The sequence below is a fragment of the Mastigocoleus testarum BC008 genome (genome assembly GCF_001456025.1).
GTDB classification, from domain to species: Bacteria; Cyanobacteriota; Cyanobacteriia; order Cyanobacteriales; family Nostocaceae; genus Mastigocoleus; species Mastigocoleus testarum.
Window position 1 is genome coordinate 18,395 of sequence record NZ_LMTZ01000035.1, and the last position, 19,480, is coordinate 37,874.

General features: G+C 39.3%; 11 protein-coding genes and 1 tRNA gene. 6 read left to right on the forward strand and 6 right to left on the reverse strand.

Features of this window, described 5'->3' with window-relative positions; genetic code table 11:
• Positions 1–3: 3 nt before the first annotated feature.
• A complete protein-coding gene (locus BC008_RS06960; protein ID WP_027843576.1) occupies positions 4–2,022 on the reverse strand; it encodes a sensor histidine kinase in 2,019 nt (672 codons plus the stop codon).
• Positions 2,023–2,118: 96 nt separating this feature from the next.
• Between BC008_RS06960 and cobN the strand changes: the two genes are divergently transcribed.
• Together cobN and BC008_RS06970 are read left to right on the forward strand one after the other, a co-directional pair.
• Positions 2,119–6,144, forward strand: coding sequence for a cobaltochelatase subunit CobN (cobN, locus tag BC008_RS06965; RefSeq protein WP_027843575.1), 4,026 nt, complete (start codon positions 2,119–2,121; stop codon positions 6,142–6,144).
• 15 nt (positions 6,145–6,159) lie between these two features.
• Positions 6,160–7,299 (forward strand): peptidoglycan-binding domain-containing protein, encoded by a 1,140-nt coding sequence (locus tag BC008_RS06970; RefSeq protein WP_027843574.1) that lies wholly within the window; start codon positions 6,160–6,162, stop codon positions 7,297–7,299.
• Positions 7,300–7,459: 160 nt separating this feature from the next.
• Here BC008_RS06970 and BC008_RS06975 read toward each other — a convergent pair whose 3' ends face one another.
• From BC008_RS06975 to lipA, 4 genes are all read right to left on the reverse strand, one after another.
• On the reverse strand, positions 7,460–7,915 hold the full coding sequence (locus BC008_RS06975; protein WP_027843573.1) for a Fur family transcriptional regulator: 456 nt from the start codon (positions 7,913–7,915) through the stop codon (positions 7,460–7,462).
• A 437-nt stretch (positions 7,916–8,352) separates the two neighbouring features.
• Positions 8,353–9,627: an RNA polymerase sigma factor SigC gene (gene sigC, locus BC008_RS06980; protein ID WP_027843572.1), complete on the reverse strand. Its 1,275-nt coding sequence runs from the start codon at positions 9,625–9,627 to the stop codon at positions 8,353–8,355.
• Positions 9,628–10,230: 603 nt separating this feature from the next.
• Entirely contained in the window at positions 10,231–11,139 is a 909-nt protein-coding gene (locus BC008_RS06985) for an NAD(P)H-dependent glycerol-3-phosphate dehydrogenase (protein ID WP_235596007.1), read from the reverse strand.
• Positions 11,140–11,186: 47 nt separating this feature from the next.
• Positions 11,187–12,068 carry a lipoyl synthase gene (gene lipA / locus BC008_RS06990; protein ID WP_027843570.1) on the reverse strand — a complete coding sequence of 294 codons (882 nt, stop codon included), beginning with the start codon at positions 12,066–12,068 and terminating at the stop codon, positions 11,187–11,189.
• A 222-nt stretch (positions 12,069–12,290) separates the two neighbouring features.
• Here lipA and BC008_RS06995 point away from each other — a divergent pair, with 222 nt between their 5' ends.
• Positions 12,291–13,037 carry a class I SAM-dependent methyltransferase gene (locus tag BC008_RS06995; RefSeq protein ID WP_027843569.1) on the forward strand — a complete coding sequence of 249 codons (747 nt, stop codon included), beginning with the start codon at positions 12,291–12,293 and terminating at the stop codon, positions 13,035–13,037.
• Between the two features lie 127 nt (positions 13,038–13,164).
• A tRNA-Pro gene (locus tag BC008_RS07000) sits at positions 13,165–13,238 on the forward strand.
• A gap of 923 nt (positions 13,239–14,161) precedes the next feature.
• Here the strand turns inward: BC008_RS07000 and cas12k are convergent.
• Positions 14,162–16,078, reverse strand: coding sequence for a type V CRISPR-associated protein Cas12k (gene cas12k / locus BC008_RS07005; protein ID WP_027843568.1), 1,917 nt, complete (start codon positions 16,076–16,078; stop codon positions 14,162–14,164).
• A 558-nt stretch (positions 16,079–16,636) separates the two neighbouring features.
• On the opposite strand from cas12k, the gene BC008_RS07010 reads away from it, so the two are divergent.
• Together BC008_RS07010 and hsdR are read left to right on the forward strand one after the other, a co-directional pair.
• Entirely contained in the window at positions 16,637–17,065 is a 429-nt protein-coding gene (locus BC008_RS07010; RefSeq protein ID WP_027843567.1) for a MerR family transcriptional regulator, read from the forward strand.
• Positions 17,066–17,117: 52 nt separating this feature from the next.
• The gene (hsdR, locus tag BC008_RS07015) at positions 17,118–19,466 is read left to right on the forward strand and encodes an EcoAI/FtnUII family type I restriction enzme subunit R (RefSeq protein WP_201026088.1); all 2,349 of its coding nucleotides are present in this window, start codon (positions 17,118–17,120) and stop codon (positions 19,464–19,466) included.
• The last annotated feature ends 14 nt before the right edge of the window (positions 19,467–19,480 follow it).

The following is a 19,480-nucleotide window of genomic DNA, read 5'->3' on the forward strand; positions in this document are numbered from 1 at the left end:
AAACTATTTACTTTGCTGATAAGGGATCCAAACAGTAAAAATCGATCCAACCCCAACACTTGAATCAACTTCAATTCGACCGCGATGTAACTCCACCAGTTGCTTAGTCAAAGCTAAACCCAACCCGGTACCCCCATAGCGACGTCGGTAAGGAGTATCCAGTTGATGAAATTTTTCAAACAATAGTGGTAGTTGTTCTGCAGGAATTCCAATTCCCGTATCTTCTACCTGAAAAATAGCAGTCTTACCTTCCATCCATAGACGTAAAACTACATCACCACCTTCGGAAGTAAATTTAATCGCATTAGTTAATAAGTTCCATAATATTTGCTGTATTCGGGGATAGTCAGCTTGAAATTTATCTTGTTTTAATTCAATTTGTGAATCTAAAGTCAAATTAATCTTTTGTTGTATAGCTTTTTCTGCAACTGTTTTAACTGCTGTCTCTATTGATTGATTTAGAGAAAATTCTGTAATATTTAAAACTGCTTTTCCTGCCTCAATTTGAGATAAGTTGAGAATATCATTAATCATTTCTAATAAATGCTCGCCACTATCGTGGATTGTTTGCAAATAATCTCGCTGTCGTTGGCTCAAATCTCCAAAGGACCACCTCAATAAGGTAGAAGACATACCAATAACGTAGGTCAATGGAGTTAGTAATTCATGACTAATAGTAGCTAAAAACTCATTTCTTAAACGACTAGCAGATTCAGCAGCAACTAAAGCGTCATGTAAAGCGTTGGTTTTCTCTTTAACTCGTTTTTCTAAACTTTGCTTTTCTTTTGTGAGAAAATTCATCAGTTCGGATTGATGAATTGCAATTGCTAATTGTTCTGCAATTGAAGTCAACAAATGTTTTTCACTATCACTCCAATTACGCGGTCTATGACATTGATGAGCAATCAGTAATCCCCAAAGATTTTCTTCAAACATAATTGGGGATGCTAATTTAGCTCTTACTTGAATTTCCCGTAAAAAATTCAACAAACAATCTTCTAAGTCATAGGTTTCTTCGATATCATTTACAGTTAAAGTAAAACCGTTACAATATTTATTCCAACATTCAGAAGTTGGTGTAAAACAATTTCGTTCTCGGTAATTCAACACTGAAGGGATTGCATCATTACCACAAACTTCGTAAACTATATATCCTTGACTGCGAGTAAAATCTTTTAATCCTTCTGGTTTTTCTAAAGTTTCCTGTTCTTGTGGAGTTTCTTGCTCTTGTAAATTCAAAGGTGAGGTGGAAATATTTTGAGACTTAAAGTTTTGAGACTTAAAGTTTTGAGACTTAAAGTTTTGAGATTTCAAGTTTGAACTATCTATTGAATGCTCAAATTTATAAATTACCAATCTATCTAATTCTAAAAACTCCCTCACTTCTGACAATGCTGTAGCCATAATTACAGATAAATCTACACTTTTACGGATTTGAGTTGTGACTTGATTTAAAAGTTTCTCTTGAGCTATTTGCTTTTTTAAAGCTTGTTCTACTTCCTCAAAAGCAAGATGAGAATATGATGAATTTTTGGTTAGTGAATCTTGGTTTTCTTCTGATAGGAGATACTCTAATAGCAACAAAGTAAATTTGCTTTGAAGTTCGGCACTATTAGGAGAAATTATTTGCTGATAGCGCTCAATTTCTTGAAAAGTTATGGAATCGTGACAAAACAAGTCTCTTAACTCCATCAGGAAAGCAGAGATTAGATCTGCATCAAATATCAACTGTGCGTTCAAAGATAAATATTCGCTCTCCTTTGCAGGAATTTCTGCAGCTTCCCTGTCCCCGACTTCTGGATTTCCTAGTAATAAGGCGCTAAAACCCTCAGATAATAGGAGTTTAAACCTTTTTTTTGCCCAGTGAGTGGGTGTAGGTATCCGCGCAATGATAGCATCTGTGATGATGACAAAATTTGCTTTTCCTACGCCTTGAGCCATTTGGTCTAATAATTCTACAAGTCGATTAAATACACCCAAAGACAAGGTTCGAGAAAAGCTTAAATCGGGAGAACCAAGCATTTTCAAGTTTTGATGATTTGATGAGAGAAGTTAGCTGCAGTCGCTTAAAGTTGTGATTGTTTCCTAATCAACAGTTTAAGACGGTATTAGCAAATTATGCATCGCACAAGTGTCACTACTAATAAATGGGAACTTCAGTCAGACGACATAAGATTTGTAGAACAAACTCCAGCACCAATCATATTAATTACGGCTGCGGACACTGAAATTCAAACTGTAGCAGCTGCGCTGCCAAAATTACCAGGTAAATTTCCTCAAGTTAGAGTTGCTAAACTTTTAGATTTACAGCATCAAATCAGTATCGACACCTATGCCGAGCAAGTTTTGGAATTTGCAGAAGTAATCATTCTTAGACTGTTAGGAGGACGTTCTTATTGGGCTTATGGTTTAGAGGTAGTTTCTCAAATAGTAGAGCGCAAAGGTACAAATCTAATTGTAATGCCAGGGGATGATGCTCTGGACACAGAATTAATCGCCCATTCGACTTTACCCTTGGCAATCGCAAATCAGGTATGGCGATATTTTAATGAAGGCGGAACGGAAAATATTGCCAATGCTTTCATGTTAATTGCGGATAAATGTCTTTCAACATCATTTAATCCTGTACCTCCTAGAACTGTTCCTCGAGTTGGGTTTTATGGGGGATTGGGGACTGGGGACTGGGGATTAGCGACTGGGACAGGAGAAAAGGAGACGGGTAACGGGGAACGGGGAATGGAGGAGAAAATATGGAACGAAAACCAACCTCCGAGATCTAATCCCAAATCCCCAAAAATTGCGATCCTTTTCTATCGTGCTCATTACTTAGCTGGTAATACCAAGACCATTGATGCATTATGTGCAGCTTTAGTAAAACGAAATTTGGAACCGGTACCAATATTTATTTCTTCGTTACGGGACTTGGAAGTTCAAACCGAACTCAGCCAGTTTTTTGAATCCAATACTTCTTCGCCAATTAAACTTTTACTCAACACTACTAGTTTTTCCCTTGCAAAGTTAGATATAGAAAAACCACAAGTGGATTTGTGGGACAAATTAAATGTGCCAATCTTGCAAGTCATTAACAGTAGTGCTGCTGTAAAAGAATGGGAGTCAGGATTACAAGGGCTTTCTCCCCGGGATATTGCCATGAATGTAGCACTTCCAGAAGTCGACGGGCGAATTATCACTCGTGCTGTTTCTTTTAAAACTTTACAGAGCCGCAATTCCTCCCTGGAAACAGATGTAGTGGTTTATGAACCAAAAAGTTCGCGGATAGAATTTGTTGCTGATTTGGCAACAAACTGGGTCAAGTTATCTGCTAAACCACCTGAGGAACGTCGTATCGCCATGATTTTGGCTAATTATCCTACCCGGGATGGACGTTTAGCAAATGGCGTTGGATTAGATACCCCAGCCAGTTGTGTAGAAATTCTTAAGGCGATGAAGTTTGCCGGTTATCAGCTCGATAATATTCCCCACACAGGAACGGAGTTAATCGAACATCTGACAAAAAATGTGACCAATGACCCAGAAGGAAGGGAGTTACGTCCGGTTGCACAAAGTCTTGACGCGAAGGAATATGCTAAATACTTTGCGAATTTACCCCCATCAATACAGACAGGTATTTCTCAACGCTGGGGTTTTCCCAAACAAGAACGTGAATACTCAGTTTCTGGGATGAATTTAGGTAATGTATTTATTGGTATTCAGCCCGCTCGGGGTTACGATCTTGACCCCAGCTTAAATTATCATGCTCCCGATCTGGAACCAACCCATGATTACTTAGCATTTTATTACTGGATTAGAGAATGCTTTGCTGCTGATGCAATAATTCATGTGGGCAAGCATGGCAATCTGGAATGGCTACCAGGTAAAAGTTTAGCCCTATCAGAAAATTGTTATCCTGAGGTTGCTTTGGGTGCACTTCCTCACTTCTACCCCTTCATTGTTAATGACCCTGGTGAGGGTTCCCAAGCTAAACGTCGTGCATCGGCGGTCATTTTAGATCATTTAACTCCACCCCTGACCAGAGCTGAACTCTATGGCGGTCTACAAACACTAGAGAACTTAATTGATGAGTATCATGAAGCCCAAAGTTTAGATCCTTCACGCTTGAGTTTAATTTGCGATCGCATTCATTCTTTGGTCCTCAAAGAAAATCTTCATCTCGATCTGGGAATTGCAAATGACCCAGTTAATGGGAACCAAATTAACCAAAACCAAACTAACCAAAATCAACCTAACCAAAACAAAGATACTCAAAATGCTTCCAGTTTTGAGCTTTCAGTTTTGAACTATTTAGATGGTTATCTTTGCGAACTCAAAGAAGCCCAGATTCGTGATGGTTTACATATTTTTGGTCAATGTCCCCAAGGAAGACAATTACGAGATTTAATCATTGCGATCGCTCGTCACCCGAACCGCCAATATCCTGGTTTACTCAGAGCCATTGCTCTGGATTGGAGTTTAGATTTTGACCCAATTACAACGGATTTAGGAACAGAGTTATCTGCAAACGACAGAAAAATTTTAGCTGCTAAAACCTCGGAGCAAAATTTCTGCGAACAAAAATTCCACGGAAAAAATCCCCATAAATCCAGAAATATTGGCGATGCGATCGAGATTTTGGAACAAAAAACAGCTTTTCTCGTCCAAAATTTAATTGAAAATTATTCAGTTCAAAGTATCAGTCAACAGACTACACAACAGACCACACAACTATCTAGCAAACAAAAACCTGTTTGCGAACCACCATCTGAAAATGGAGTATCCCATACCCAAGCAGTACTAAATTGGATCCAATCAAATCTCTTAAACGCCCTCAAACAAACAAACCGCGAAATTGAAAATTTGCTACGCGGGCTTAATGGTGAATATGTTCCCAGTGGACCTGCTGGTGCACCTACCCGCGGACGTCCGGAAGTATTACCAACTGGCAATAATTTTTACTCTGTAGATATTCGTGCCCTACCCACAGAAACAGCCTGGGATGTGGGTAGAAAAGCTGCCGAAACTTTGATCGAATCCTACACCCAAGAACATGGTGAATATCCCCAAACCTTAGGATTATCAGTATGGGGAACCTCCACAATGCGAACTGGAGGTGATGATATTGCCGAAGCCTTAGCTTGTTTGGGAGTACAACCTGTATGGGATGGTACCGCCAGAAGAGTAGTAGATTTTGAGATTTTGCCCCTTTCCGTTCTCGGTCGTCCCCGCGTAGATGTGACTTTAAGAATTTCGGGTTTTTTCCGGGATGCTTTTCCTAATTTAGTCAATTTATTTGACAAAGCAGTTACAGCAGTTGCTGCATTGGACGAACCACCCCACCTCAATCCCTTAGCTGCACAGGTACGTCAAGAAACAGCACATTGGCAAAAACTAGGTTTGACACAATCAGAAGCCTTGACGCGATCGCGCTATCGCATCTTTGGTTCCAAACCAGGAGCCTACGGAGCTGGGCTGCAAGGTTTAATTGAATCCCAAAATTGGACAGATGACCGAGATTTAGCCCGTGCTTATATGAATTGGAGTGGATATGCTTATACGGGTAAAAGTGAAGGAAGATCCGCGCCAGAAGCATTCGAACAACGTCTGGGCAAAATGCAAATAGTATTGCACAATCAAGATAATCGCGAACATGACTTACTTGACTCCGATGATTACTACCAATTTCAAGGTGGTCTAACTGCAGCAGTTCGCACTATCAGTGGTAAGCATCCTCGAATATATTTTGGCGATAATTCTATTCCTGCTCGCCCCAAAATCCGCCATCTCAAAACAGAAATTGCCAAAGTATATCGCTCGCGGGTAATTAATCCCAAATGGATCGCCGGAGTTATGCGCCATGGCTATAAAGGGGCATTTGAAATTGCCGCAACAGTAGACTATCTTTTTGCCTATGATGCTACAACCCACTGTGTTGAAAATTATATGTATGAAGGAATAGCAAATACTTATTTATTTAATTCCCCAGTCTGCGACTTTATCGAGCAACACAATCCACATGCTTTACGTGATATTGCGGAAAGATTGTTAGAAGCTCATAAGCGCAATTTATGGCAGGATGTAAACATACAAATAATAGAAAATTTGAGAAACCTTGTTCATCAAGCCGAAGCAGCGATTGAAACAAAATAACGGGATGAGGTAAACATGGAAAACATTGCGTATTTACACTTAGCTTCAACTTACGAAGATTGCCCTAGTAGTGAATTGATTTTCCTTAGTCAACTGCTGAATCGGGGAATTACACCGGAATGGGGGAAGTTTTCTAGCAAAGCATGGAAACACTTGCTTCCCCTTGCTCTGACTGTGTCTCTGTTAAGTACCGTAGGTAGTGCTTTAGCATTACAAAAAGGAGATAACGGTCCTTCCGTATCGGGCTTACAACAGCAGTTACAAAAAGCTGGGTTTTATCAGGCTCCTATTACTAAAGTGTATGATAAACCTACCGAAGATGCAGTTCGTCGGTTTCAGAAAGCAGCAGGAATTGCAGCTGATGGAATCGCAGGAGTTTCTACCCTGCAAAAATTAGAAAGTTGGCGTCCTGCGAAAATCAAACCTCAATCCAAGCCAACCCAAACCCAGATTGTCAGCACCAGAATTATCAGGAATCAAGTTCCTAAAGTTACACCTGTAAAAAAGCAGCAGACAACCCAATACCTGAAAAGAGGAGATGAAGGGGAAGTCGTTAGAGTATTACAAGAACAACTGCGCGTAGCTGGTTATTACTACGGTAACGCCACTGGAATATTTGGTCCAATTACTGAAGAATCAGTCAAACGTTTTCAAAAAGCTTACAATTTGGATACCGATGGTGTAGTTGGTCCCAACACACGACAAAAATTACCACCAAGTGGGATTGGTTTCGGCGGTGAAGCAAGAAGAACTTCAGTAAAAGTAAATCCCGATAATCTTCGTCAAGGTCATCGCGGCGAAGCTGTTCGAGTTTTGCAAGCACAATTAATTGAAGCTGGATATCTAAAAGGCGAACCCAACGGCTATTTTGGTTCTTATACCGCCGCTGCAGTCCGCAGATTCCAAGCAGATAATTATCTCGCAGCTAGCGGTATTGCTGGTCCAACAACAAGAGGAAAATTACACAGCCAAGTTAAAACTGCTCCCAAGAGTCAGTTTAGCGTTATGGAAGTTCAAAGAAGATTGCGAGTAAGAGGTTTTTATAAAGGACCACTTAATGGCGTGATGGATAAATCCACCAAACGCGCAATTAAGCAGGCACAACAATTCTATGATATTAGCCTCAACGATCTCAAAAATGGGCGCTACTGGTAACATCTCTAGTATTTTTTGCAGTGTTTACCCAAGGCCGGATCTAAACGCTCATTCTGTCCTAATGTTGATATAGTTACTTGGTTAAGATGAGCTATATAAAAGTCAAACTTATTTGACTTTAAATTAATGCCAGCGTTTCCCATTTGCTGTGACTACAGCCTCATACAGGTATTAGGGAGCGCTGGCATTTTGGGCAAACTCCATGTATTGTTAACTGGCAATCAAGTAAGTGATAACCTTCTTTTTGGGCAGTTTTTGCACCAGTTTTCAAAATAGATTCATTTTTAAACTCAATTGTTTCGTTACACCTAATACAAATTAGATGGTGGTGGTGATGGGGATAGGGCTGATTAATCTCATAATGTTTGTGACCTTCTCCCAAGTCCAGTTCGCGTAAAATTCCCATGCGCGCCATTAGTTTTAAGGTGCGATAAATTGTCGAGAGACTAATTCCTTCACCCCGCTCTTCAAGTCTCTGATACAAATCTTCTGCACTGAGATGCTCTCCCTGAGGTAATTCTTGAAAGATATGTAATATTGTTTCTCTCTGGGGAGTTAATCGCCAACCTCTTTCGTTTAGTTCTGCTTTAAGTGAGGCAGATGAGTATGCGGTCATAGCTAAAAATTCTCAACAAAGCTCATTAGTTGAGAATATAGCAAAAACTTTAGATGATTTGCAACAATTGTAGCTTATTGAAAAGAATTGTAAAAAAAACTTAAAGGTCATGAAAAGTTGACACTTCCATGAGTGCAAACCGATGTGCGCAAAGTTTCTTTTTCAGATAATTAGAAGGATATGTACTAGAGCTCAGAAGTTTGAAATTATAAGGTAGGGCATCAAAATCAGGAATTATAGGAAACAATAAGCAAGGTAAAATGGTATCTTTTTTTTCTACTCCTGTTAATTTTCTACTTCTCCCATAATTTCAGAAAAAGCAAAAAACTTAACAAATCAACATGTGCACTTTAAGCAAATAAATAATGCTAAGCATTATTCAGTAACTAAAGAGTATTTTGTATTATGTTCAGGGGGTTGAACCCCCCGGCATATATTTAGCTGAGGGACTCTAGGTAATCGCGAATAAGGTTGCGTCGCTTGGGTTGGCGAAGTTTTTGTAATGCTTTGGATTCAATTTGCCGTACTCGCTCCCGCGATAGGTCTAAAGCGCGTCCGATTTCTGCCAGAGAATAGGGATGACCGTCAGCCAAGCCGAAGCGCATAAGTATAACATCACGCTCACGGGTAGTTAAATCTGCCAGTAGATTTTGCAAGTCTCTTTGTAAAGATTCTCGCATCAACATATCTTCTGGTGTAATACCATCTGTTTCGAGTAATTCTCCCAACTCTGTATCTTTATCTTTCCCTACCTTAGTTTCCAAAGAGACTGAACGGGGAACTCGTAGTAAAACTTCTCTAACTTGAGTGGGAGTCATTTCTAACTCAATTGCTAGGTCTTCCAAAGTAGGGGTACGACCTTTTTCTTGGGCAATTTTGCGTTGAGCCTTCTTGATTTTATTTAGCTTTTCAGTGATGTGAACCGGTAGGCGAATAGTACGGCTAGAAGTGGCGATCGCTCTAGTAATACCTTGACGAATCCACCAATAGGCATAGGTACTAAAACGATAACCTTTTGTGGGGTCAAACTTTTCTACAGCTCGTTCTAAGCCCAAAGTACCTTCTTGGACTAAATCTAATAACTCTAAACCACGATTTTGATATTTCTTAGCAACGGAAACTACCAAGCGAAGATTAGCTTTAATCATATGCTCTTTAGCTTGTAGTCCCTGGCTTTGAAGTTTCTCCAGTTCCCCTACAGTCAAACCAGCAATCTCTGCCCAGCGTCGTTTACCTCGGGACAACATTTGCTTGAGTTCAACTACTTCCATTCCAGCAGTTTTTGCCCATCTTTCAAAAGAGGGGCGATGTCCTAATTCAGATGTTAGACGCTCATGAATTTCAACGATTTGTAAATAGCTAGAAATAATATCTTCACGATCCTGCTTGGCTGACTCAGAGAGTAAAATTCTTAGTCGTAAATAGCGCTGGACTTTTTGAGCTTCAGAAACCTCTTCATCTCTCCCTAAGAGACGAACTCGTCCAATTTCCTGAAGATATAAACGTACCAAATCTGTACTACGTCTGCTGGTATTTGTGTTATGACTGACAGATTCTACAGATTCTACAGATTCTTGAGCAGCAATTTCTAAATCTTCTATAGAATCTGTAGGTAATTCACTTTCATCAACTGCAATTTCGGGGTCAAAGACCTGTGGGTTAGACTGTTGGGAATCGTAGGTAGCATCTGCGTAAAAAGAAGTTGCTGGCATAAGTTCGTCTCAATGGCTCCAGGTAACAACAGATTGCGGTCAGCTAATCAACTGTTGCTATTGTTCCCGCGATCTTGCAATAACTAACACGGTTTGTGATGGAGATTTAGTTTTTTCTCAAAAATTCAATTGTTTTATGTGACAATTAATATCAAGACAGAGCTACAAATGCCTAAACCAATAGCTATCCAAGCCTTTTTGCATGCTCTTATTTTTACTAAAATCTAATTCCAAAAATTATGGCAATAGGATTGACTGTTACTTTTCTCGCATGATATAAACATGTAAGTAAAATCACAATTCATTTATACATAGCTATATCTACATAGTTATATAAATGTCTTCCTGATGATTTGATAATTTTTTATGCGTAAATATTGAAAATTGATGACAATATTTTTGAGGCAGTAGTCTGAGGTAATATTTTTAAGTGTGCTGATTGTCTCTATATAAAGTATTTGCTATTTTTGAACTGTATTTTTTATTTGTACGCGGTTTCGTAAGTGCTTAAGTGTATGCTCAATAATAGGGTTTAAAAATAGATGCTTATGCACGCTCACAATGTAATATTGTTGTCTCGAGAATGTATCCGATATTAACAATTCACTCGTATTCTGCTTTAACATCCCGTTGCATAAGTTCCCAGAGTGCTTGTTGAGGTGATATTTCTGCTTGTAACAAACGATGTACTTGTTCTGCAATCGGAATAGAAATTTTTTGTACTCGGGCGCGTCTGACTAAAACTTGCGTAGTATTAACTCCCTCAGCTGTTCCTTCTAAATTTTCGATGATTTCCGAAAGTTTTTTCCCACTTGCGAGTTGGTAACCTACTTGATAGTTACGACTTAAGGGACTATTACAAGTTGCGAGTAAATCTCCCAATCCAGATAAACCATAAAAAGTATCTTGTTGTGCGCCCCAATCCACACCAACTCTTACCATTTCAGCTAAACCACGAGTTACTAAAGCAGCCTTGGCGTTAGTTCCCAGTTCCAAACCATCGCACACTCCGGCAGCGATCGCAATGACATTTTTTAAGGTACCGCCCAACTCTACTCCTAAGGGGTCATGGTTGGTGTAAACCCTAAACCGGTATGAAGAGAAAATTAACTGCACCATTTCTGCAACCCCATCAATTTTACTTGCAACTACGGTTGCTGCAGGTAATCCTTTCTGAATTTCCTTTGATAAATTTGGACCAGATAGCACCACTACTGGATTTTTAAGAAATGCTTTTTGCCAAATTTGCGATGGGGTGCATGTAGTTTGAGGGTCCAAACCTTTAGTTGCTGTAACTAAAATCGTTTTCGGAGATATTTTCACTAATTGGAGTTGAGAGATTATATCTCTTACTCCCTTCATTGAAACAGCACTGAGAATAATATCAGCATCCTTGACAACCTCAGTTAGGGTTTGACAGCTCCTTCGCGACCATAATTTTATATGGTAACCATTTGCTGCCGCCAAAGTAGATAAAGCTGAGCCCCATGCACCCGTTCCGAGAATTGCCATCGAAATTTTAGAATGGCAATATCTTTCCTCATTCATCACTTTTAACTTTAACTACCGTTTGTTCGAGGATATAACTCCATTAATTTCCTAACTTGCTCTGCATGATAAGAACTTCTGGTTAAAGGAGAGGAAACCACTTGTAAAAATCCAATTTCCTCGCCAAATGCCTTCCAAGCAGCAAATCGATCTGGGTGGATAAATTCATTTACACCCAAGTGTTTTGCAGTAGGTTGTAAATACTGGCCGATAGTTAAAATATCACAATCTACGCCACGTAAATCTTCCATTACTTGACGAATCTCGGTATCAGTTTCACCTAGTCCGACCATAATACCTGACTTAGTATAAACCCTAGGTTCGATTTCGCGAGAACGTTTCAGTAATTCTATGGTTCGTTCGTAGTTACCTTGAGGACGTACCCGTCGATATAAACGAGGAACAGTCTCAGTATTGTGGTTTAACACTTCCGGTTGTGCTTGCAAAATTATTTCTAAAGCTTTCCAATTACCGCATAAGTCGGGAATCAATAGTTCAATAGTAGTCTGGGGCGATTGCAGCCGCACAGCTTCAATGCAACGAACAAACTGGGAAGCTCCACCATCTTCTAAATCATCGCGGTTGACGGAGGTGATCACCACATGATTGAGCCTCATGCGACTAACGGCTTGCGCTAACCTTGTTGGTTCGGTAGGGTCTAAAGCCTGTGGTTTTTTCTCAAAGTCAATATCGCAGTAGGGACAAGCGCGGGTACAAGCCGGACCCATAATTAAAAACGTTGCGGTTCCGGCATTAAAGCATTCCCCAATATTGGGGCAAGATGCTTCTTCGCAAACCGTATTCAGGGATAAATCCCGCAAAATTTCTTTGACATTGCCAACACGTTGCCATTGCGGCGCTTTTACCCGCAACCAGTCCGGTTTAACTGTCACAATTTGCCTTTATCACTTATAGCTATACAGAGTTAATACTAGCAAGTAATAAGGACTCAGGAGCAATGTAAATGTATTTTAGATTGCATCATGCGTGAAATATCAGTCAGTTACTCTGCTGGTATTCTAAATGTATTGCATATTGCAATTTTTCTTTTAACTGCAATTGGTGAAGGTTAAGTAGAGAAATTTTCCCAACTCTTGAAGGCTAATTAACAGTAAATGACAAACTTTTATAGGGAAGACCTAGCTTACATTCATGATGTTGGTTTCAGGGATTATGCTCTTAATTGTGCTCCCGGAATATTAGATATACTGAATCAAAATAAGGTATGCAAAAGTTTAGTTGTCGATTTAGGTTGCGGAAGTGGACTTTTGGCAAAAGAACTTATTCAAGCTGATTATCAGGTTCTGGGAATAGATATTTCCGAGTCAATGATTAATATTGCACGTCAAAGAGTTCCCGATGCCAATTTTGTGGTAGCTTCGCTATTTGATGTGGAAATTCCACCCTGTAATGCCGTTACATCTATTGGTGAATGTCTTAATTATCTGTTCGATCCAAATAATAATCATCAAAAATTAGCTGAGTTCTTCAGTTGTATATACAATGCATTGCTTCCCGGCGGCATCTTAATCTTTGATATTTTAGAGCCGGGACAACTATCTCAGGGAAATCCAAGCAGAAATTTTACTGAGGGGGGAGATTGGATTGTACTGGTTGAGAAAGAAGAAGATTTGAAACATAAGATATTAACTCGGCGAATTACTACCTTTCGTCAAGTGGGAGAATACTACAGGCGTGATGATGAGATACATCGAGCCCAGTTATATAAAGCTTCAGATATTGCCGAAAAACTGAAAAAAGTTGGTTTTCAGGTTCAAATCTCAGATAGTTTTGGTCGGTACAATCTGTCCAAAGGTCATGCAGCTTTTGTAGCACATAAAACAGTCGTACCTGAGAGTTAATGGCTAAGCTCATAACCAATTTTTTTGAAGCAACTCTCATATCATGTTCTATGTATTAGGCTCTAAAAAATTTTTGGTTATTTGCAAATATTTGTGATACTATTCACTTAATTTGGAATAATTGTATCGGGATGTAGCGCAGCTTGGTAGCGCACTTCGTTCGGGACGAAGGGGTCGCTGGTTCGAATCCAGTCATCCCGATTTTGTCTGTCATTTGCCAAACTATTTGACCGCGTTGACAAATTAATGTCCGTGCTGACACATTAATGTCCGTGTTGACAAATTAGTTAACCAGCAGAATGTATTGGTATTATAAGCTATTAAAATCATAGCTCTTATTTATTCTTGGTGCTGTAGTTAGGGGAAATCCCGAACGAAGTGCGCCTTTCAACCCACCTTATTTGTCTTTTTCAATGCGCCCCAACCTGGAAGCGGCGTTGAAACGACCGTGCCGAACGTTCGGGAAAATACGCTAAAAAACTTTCAACCCGCCCAAACCTGGAAGCGGCGTTGAAACTTAAGCAATTAAGCGTAATGGTACTGGCAAGTTACTTTCAACCCGCCCAAACCTGGAAGCGGCGTTGAAACTCCTTCGCGTCGAGACGCGATAGTGCGGATTTTAACTTTCAACCCGCCCAAACCTGGAAGCGGCGTTGAAACCCCGCGCCTCCAATCCCTTATTTATCAGTACTTCTGGAAGCGTTTTTGGCAGGTCTACCAAAATCACTCGTCAACAGACATCTCAAAAAGCAAATAAATTGACACCACAAAAGCCAAAACAACTGATAGAGAAGGGATTCAGCATTTTGGCAGAACCCCCAGGAAAATCGCTCTCGCTTCGATCTGCCAAAAATAAAAATTAAGGTGGGTTCCTCCTTGCTCGGAGGTGATTCAGTAGCCACCACTGTAGTAAACCCACACCTCTATTACTGGGGGCGCACCTAATTCCTATCCGTAAAGAATAGCAGCTTCAAGGTGGGCAGCTACCAGGGTCAGAAAGCAAGACTGTGTTCCCACAGTCAAACTAACCCACATTTATCATTGCTCAGAGGTGCTTTAAACACATGAACAACGGCGCTGTTGATGATTTATTATATTTTCAAGGTTCGGATGAATGTTTTTGATTAAGATTTTTTACGAGATTTGTAAGCAGTAGTTGCTAGTTCTTTGGCTTTATCCTGAGAACTTCCTCTGATGGGCTGTTTACTTTCCTCTATAACAATTCCAGTTTTTATCGCTTGACTTTTGATGTTCTCAATTAATCTGCCATAGCTCCATTGATTCACGCTACGGCGATACTGTTTGGCGTACTTTTTCTGAGCTTCTATACAATCTGGGCATTTTTCTAAGGCTTTTGCTTGAATTTCGCTATTTATCTGCTCACGCATATCGCTAAGTTTGGGAAGTACGATGCTACCAGCGGAATATTTTTGTGCGATCGCAACTATCTCCTTTGCCAGTAATCTATCAATATATTGCCCTAGTTCTGATTCTCCATATTGATTTGATGCTGCTTGGGTTTGAGCTATTTTACGTTGATGAGAAAGTTCTCCTTTTTGTTGTCGTTGTCTGTTTAGTAGCTTGTAATTTTCACCAAGAAGTTGCTTGATACTTCTATAAGTCACAACTTTGTCTGTGCTTGCATCTAAAATGGCTACCGTTGCAGTTTTTTCTAAGCCGAGACTGACGCCTACAAGAATATTAGATAGTCCTTTGTATAAGGGTTTATTTGGACGTGGGTAAGGATTGTTGATTCTATCGAGGGTAGACTGCTTGCGTTTTATATGAGCTAGTTGTCTGTCATTAAGCTCGCCTTTTTCTTTACTTTTGGTAATGGTTTTAGCTATTTCTTCTGCTTTTTCTTCTCTTACCTGATTTGTTCCTTCAGCAGTCCATAAGCGAGTATCAACTGTGCAATCAAGTTTTAGATGATTAACATTCCAAGGTCTATCTTTACCAACTTCTTCTTGCCAACTAATTCTTCCACTACGTAGGGTAAAGAGGCTGCTAGAGTGTTGATTTTTACTATTTTTCTTAATTTGCTGGTCTGATAAAAAACGCTTAAACCAATGTAATTGACGATTGTCGCAGTAGATTTCAAAAGTATGTTCGCTCAAGCCATTAAATTTTACACAAATGCGCCCTTTACGATTTTTGAACCAAGTCATGTCTTCATTGGTTTCATAAGAAACTGGAAAAGGTACAGCATGAGATTTTCTTAATAGATTATTTTGCCAAGACTTTGCTTCAGTCTCGCTTTGGGGAACTTGATTTGTAGCTATATCTAAAGTATTTAACCAATTTAAGTCAGTTAAATCTCTACCGTGAGGAATCCGAGCTTCAAGTTGTTCTCTAAGTCTCTGAATCTGGATTTCAATTTTGCGCCGACGTTGAGTAAATTTTTCGGGACTTTCTTCTTTATTTGGGAGTTTAGAACCGTTCTTTAGTAAATAACTGATAGCACAATGAGTTACTATATCTTCTGTATCCCTGTATGTGTCAAATAGCTGTTGGGATAAATTTTTACTGATATCTGAGCTTTTTGATTTTTTACTATTTTTAGATTTCGTTTTCCTTTTGTTCTGGGAATTGTTTGTATCTATTTGGGGACTGAATTGAGCTAGTATTTCAGCCGCTTTGCTACGTAGAGCTTCTAAATTAACTCCGCTAATTTCTACTAACTCCTCATCACTTTTGAGCATTTCTAGCCAATGAATTTTACCTTCGAGCTTGTATTGTAAGCGTTTCATCAAAGCTAGCCATGACTTATATATGTAACTGACAAGTGCGATCGCACTCGTATAAAACCTCCCTGGTTGACCAATGAAGCGGGAGTCAGTTTTTAACGGTTCGCATAGTTGCTTAATAGTTCCTGTAGGTATTTTGCCTTTTTGTCGCCAAGCTTCAAAGTCTGAATGCTCTGCAACCTGCTTCAATAATTCGTTTATTAGTGGCGTATTTTTATCAGCCATCAGATCCCATAGCTCTTGACGAGTGGTTTCTGTAGCTACAAGACGGCATTGAACTGTAATTTGAGTCATATGCCTACTCCTTAACATGTGTTCAATAATAACATTAATGTTTTATATGGCAAATGTTTAATAATTAGGTGGTTAAGTGCTTGCCTTATTCTCTTGACTTTTGTAACAGCTTGATATTTGGCAAGGTGAGGTGGAGGACTAAAGTGTAGGGGTCTGCCAGAATCGCTATAAGCTTGATAGAAAGACGATTACAAGGTTTGAGTTATTATATTCAATAACAATTTACGTCAGCAAAAGAAGCTGAAATGGGCATATTTTTGAGGTTCGCCAAAACCCCTTGTAGAATAATTGTTCTGTGGGAGTTTCACAGGGTGGACTTCCGCTGACTGAATTAATCGGATAGTTAGAATAAAATCTTCTATGTTTCAGATGTCGTAAGACGTCAATTCTATCCACTGGATTAATTAGAATAAATCCTCTATTCCTCTGATACCGTAAGGTGTTGATTCTACCCACTGAATTAAGTAGATTTTGTCGGAATAAAAGACACAAAGTATCCCCAATTTTTTCAAAAGTTAGGGAGATTAATTACGTTGGGTACTATTGTAAAATTAGAATATGGAAGACACATTTTTTACTAGTAAACAAGCAGCGCAAATCACCGGATGCACTCTGCGCCAGCTTCAGTACTGGCGTGAGAAAAATGTTGTTGTTCCTGTTATCAGTGAAACTGGAACTGGTCGTAGCATTTATTACTCTATTTCTAATTTAGTGGAATTGTCTGCAATGTCATATTGGCTGGGAGCAGGATTAAATTTTGATATTGCTAGCGATACTTTAAGAGCTTTGAAGGAAAAGGAGCCAGAATTATTTAAATCTGGAAAAGGTAGCAGGTGGATGTTGCACTGGAATGTCCAAAAGGAGAAACTATGTTTTGAAAAGTTTGACCGAGAAAAAGCGATCGCATCTTTGGATAAAGGTCAAATTGTGATTCCCGTGTGGTTGGATTTGGTTTATCAGGGGTTAAAACAGAAACTAGGGAATTAAAATTAAATTTCTGCGTAAATCGTAAATTTCTGCGTAAATATATAAATCTAATATGGCTGCAATCGACAAGAAATCTTTAAGCGAACCGGATATATGTACTAAATATATTACACCTGCTTTGGAAGAAGTTGGTTGGGATAAAATGACTCAACTCCGTCAAGAAGTACCTTTAACAAAGGGTAAAGTTTTAGTTCGCGGTCGATTGACTAGTAGAGGGAAAAGTAAACGTGCTGATTACATTCTTTACTACAAACCAAATATTCCTATTGCTGTGATTGAAGCAAAGAATAATAAACACAGTGTTGGGAGTGGAATGCAGCAAGCACTTGGGTATGCTGAGATGTTAGATGTTCCGTTTGCTTATAGTTCTAATGGTGATGCTTTTTTAGAACATGATTTTACTGGATTAACGGGTAAGGTTGAACAAGAATTAAGACTTGATAGTTTTCCTTCACCCCAGGAATTATGGCGACGTTATTGTGTTTGGAAGGGGATTGGGGAAGCTGAGAATCGGGTTGTTACTCAGGATTATTATTCCGATGGTAGCGGTAAGAAACCCCGCTATTATCAGTTGGTTGCTATTAATCGTACTATTGAAGCGATCGCGAAAGGTGAAAACCGAATATTATTGGTAATGGCTACTGGTACGGGTAAGACATTTACAGCGTTTCAAATTATTTGGCGGTTATGGAAGTCTCGTACTAAAAAGCGGATTTTGTTTTTAGCCGATCGCAATATTCTCATTGACCAAACTAAGACTAATGATTTTAAACCGTTTGGTAAGAAGATGACCAAAATTACCAAGCGTCAGGTGGATAAGTCTTATGAGATTTATTTGGCGCTTTACCAGGGGGTATCAGGTAATGAGGAAACTAAGAATATTTACAAGCAGTTTTCCCCTGAATTTTTTGATTTAGTAATTATCGACGAATGTCACCGGGGAAGTGCAGCAGAAGATTCGGCTTGGCGAGAAATTTTAGAATATTTTAGCAAAGCTACACAAATAGGTTTAACAGCTACGCCAAAAGAAACAGAGGAAGTTTCTAACATAGATTATTTTGGCGAACCGATTTATACTTACTCGCTCAAAGAAGGTATTGAAGATGGATTTTTAGCACCATATAAGGTGATTCGCATCGATATTGATAAAGATTTATCAGGATGGCGACCAACTGCGGGACAGCGTGATAAGTATGGTAAGGAGATAGAAGACCGGGTTTATAACCAAAAGGATATTGATAGAACTTTGGTTTTGGAAAGACGAACGGAATTGGTAGCTAAAAAGGTAAGTGAATTTCTCAAAACAACCAATGACCGCTTTGCGAAAACCATTGTATTTTGCGAAGATATTGACCACGCAGAACGAATGCGCCAAGCTTTGGTAAATGAAAATTCAGACTTGGTATTAGAAAATCGTAAGTACGTGATGCGAATTACTGGCGATGATAAAGAAGGAAAGGAAGAATTAGATAATTTTATTTTTCCAGACAGTACTTATCCGGTAATTGCAACCACTTCCAAATTGATGACTACTGGTGTAGATGCTCAAACTTGTAAGTTGATTGTTTTGGATAGACGCATTCAGTCGATGACTGAGTTTAAGCAGATTATTGGACGGGGAACTCGCATTAATGAGGAGTATGGTAAGTCCTACTTTACAATTATGGACTTTAAAAAGGCGACAGAATTATTTGCCGATCCCGATTTTGATGGTGAACCCGTACAGATTTACGAACCCAAAACAGATCATGACTCCATAGTTCCACCAGATGAGGAAGAAGACAATATTTCACCAGATGATGTAATTATCGACCCGCCAATTGTACCTGATGGAAAGCGTATTAAGTACGTAGTTGATGATGTAGAAGTTTCGGTGATTGCCGAGCGAGTTCAATATTACGGTAAGGATGGTAAGTTAATTACGGAGTCCTTAAAAGATTATACTCGCAAGACAGTTACCAAAGAATATAGGTCTTTAGATGACTTTTTGCGGCGTTGGAGCGAGTCAGAACAAAAGCAAGCAATTATTAATGAACTTCACGAACAAGGGGTAATTTTTGAAGCTTTGGAATCAGAAGTCGGTAAAGATTTCGATCCATTTGATTTAATTTGTCATGTGGCTTTCGACCGACCACCATTAAGTCGTAAAGAACGCGCTCAAAATGTCCGTAAACGGGATTATTTTAGTAAGTATGGAGACAAAGCCAAAGCGGTTTTAAATGCGTTATTGGATAAATACGCTTCAGAAGGAATTGAACAAATTGAAGGAATGGGGGTTTTGAAAGTTCCGCCATTCACAGAGTTAGCAACACCAATGGAAATTATTAAGCTATTTGGCGGAAAACAGAAATATCTGGAAGTATTGAGGGAGTTGAAGAGCGAACTTTATAAAGCTTCGTGATTTGGGGTGCGTTA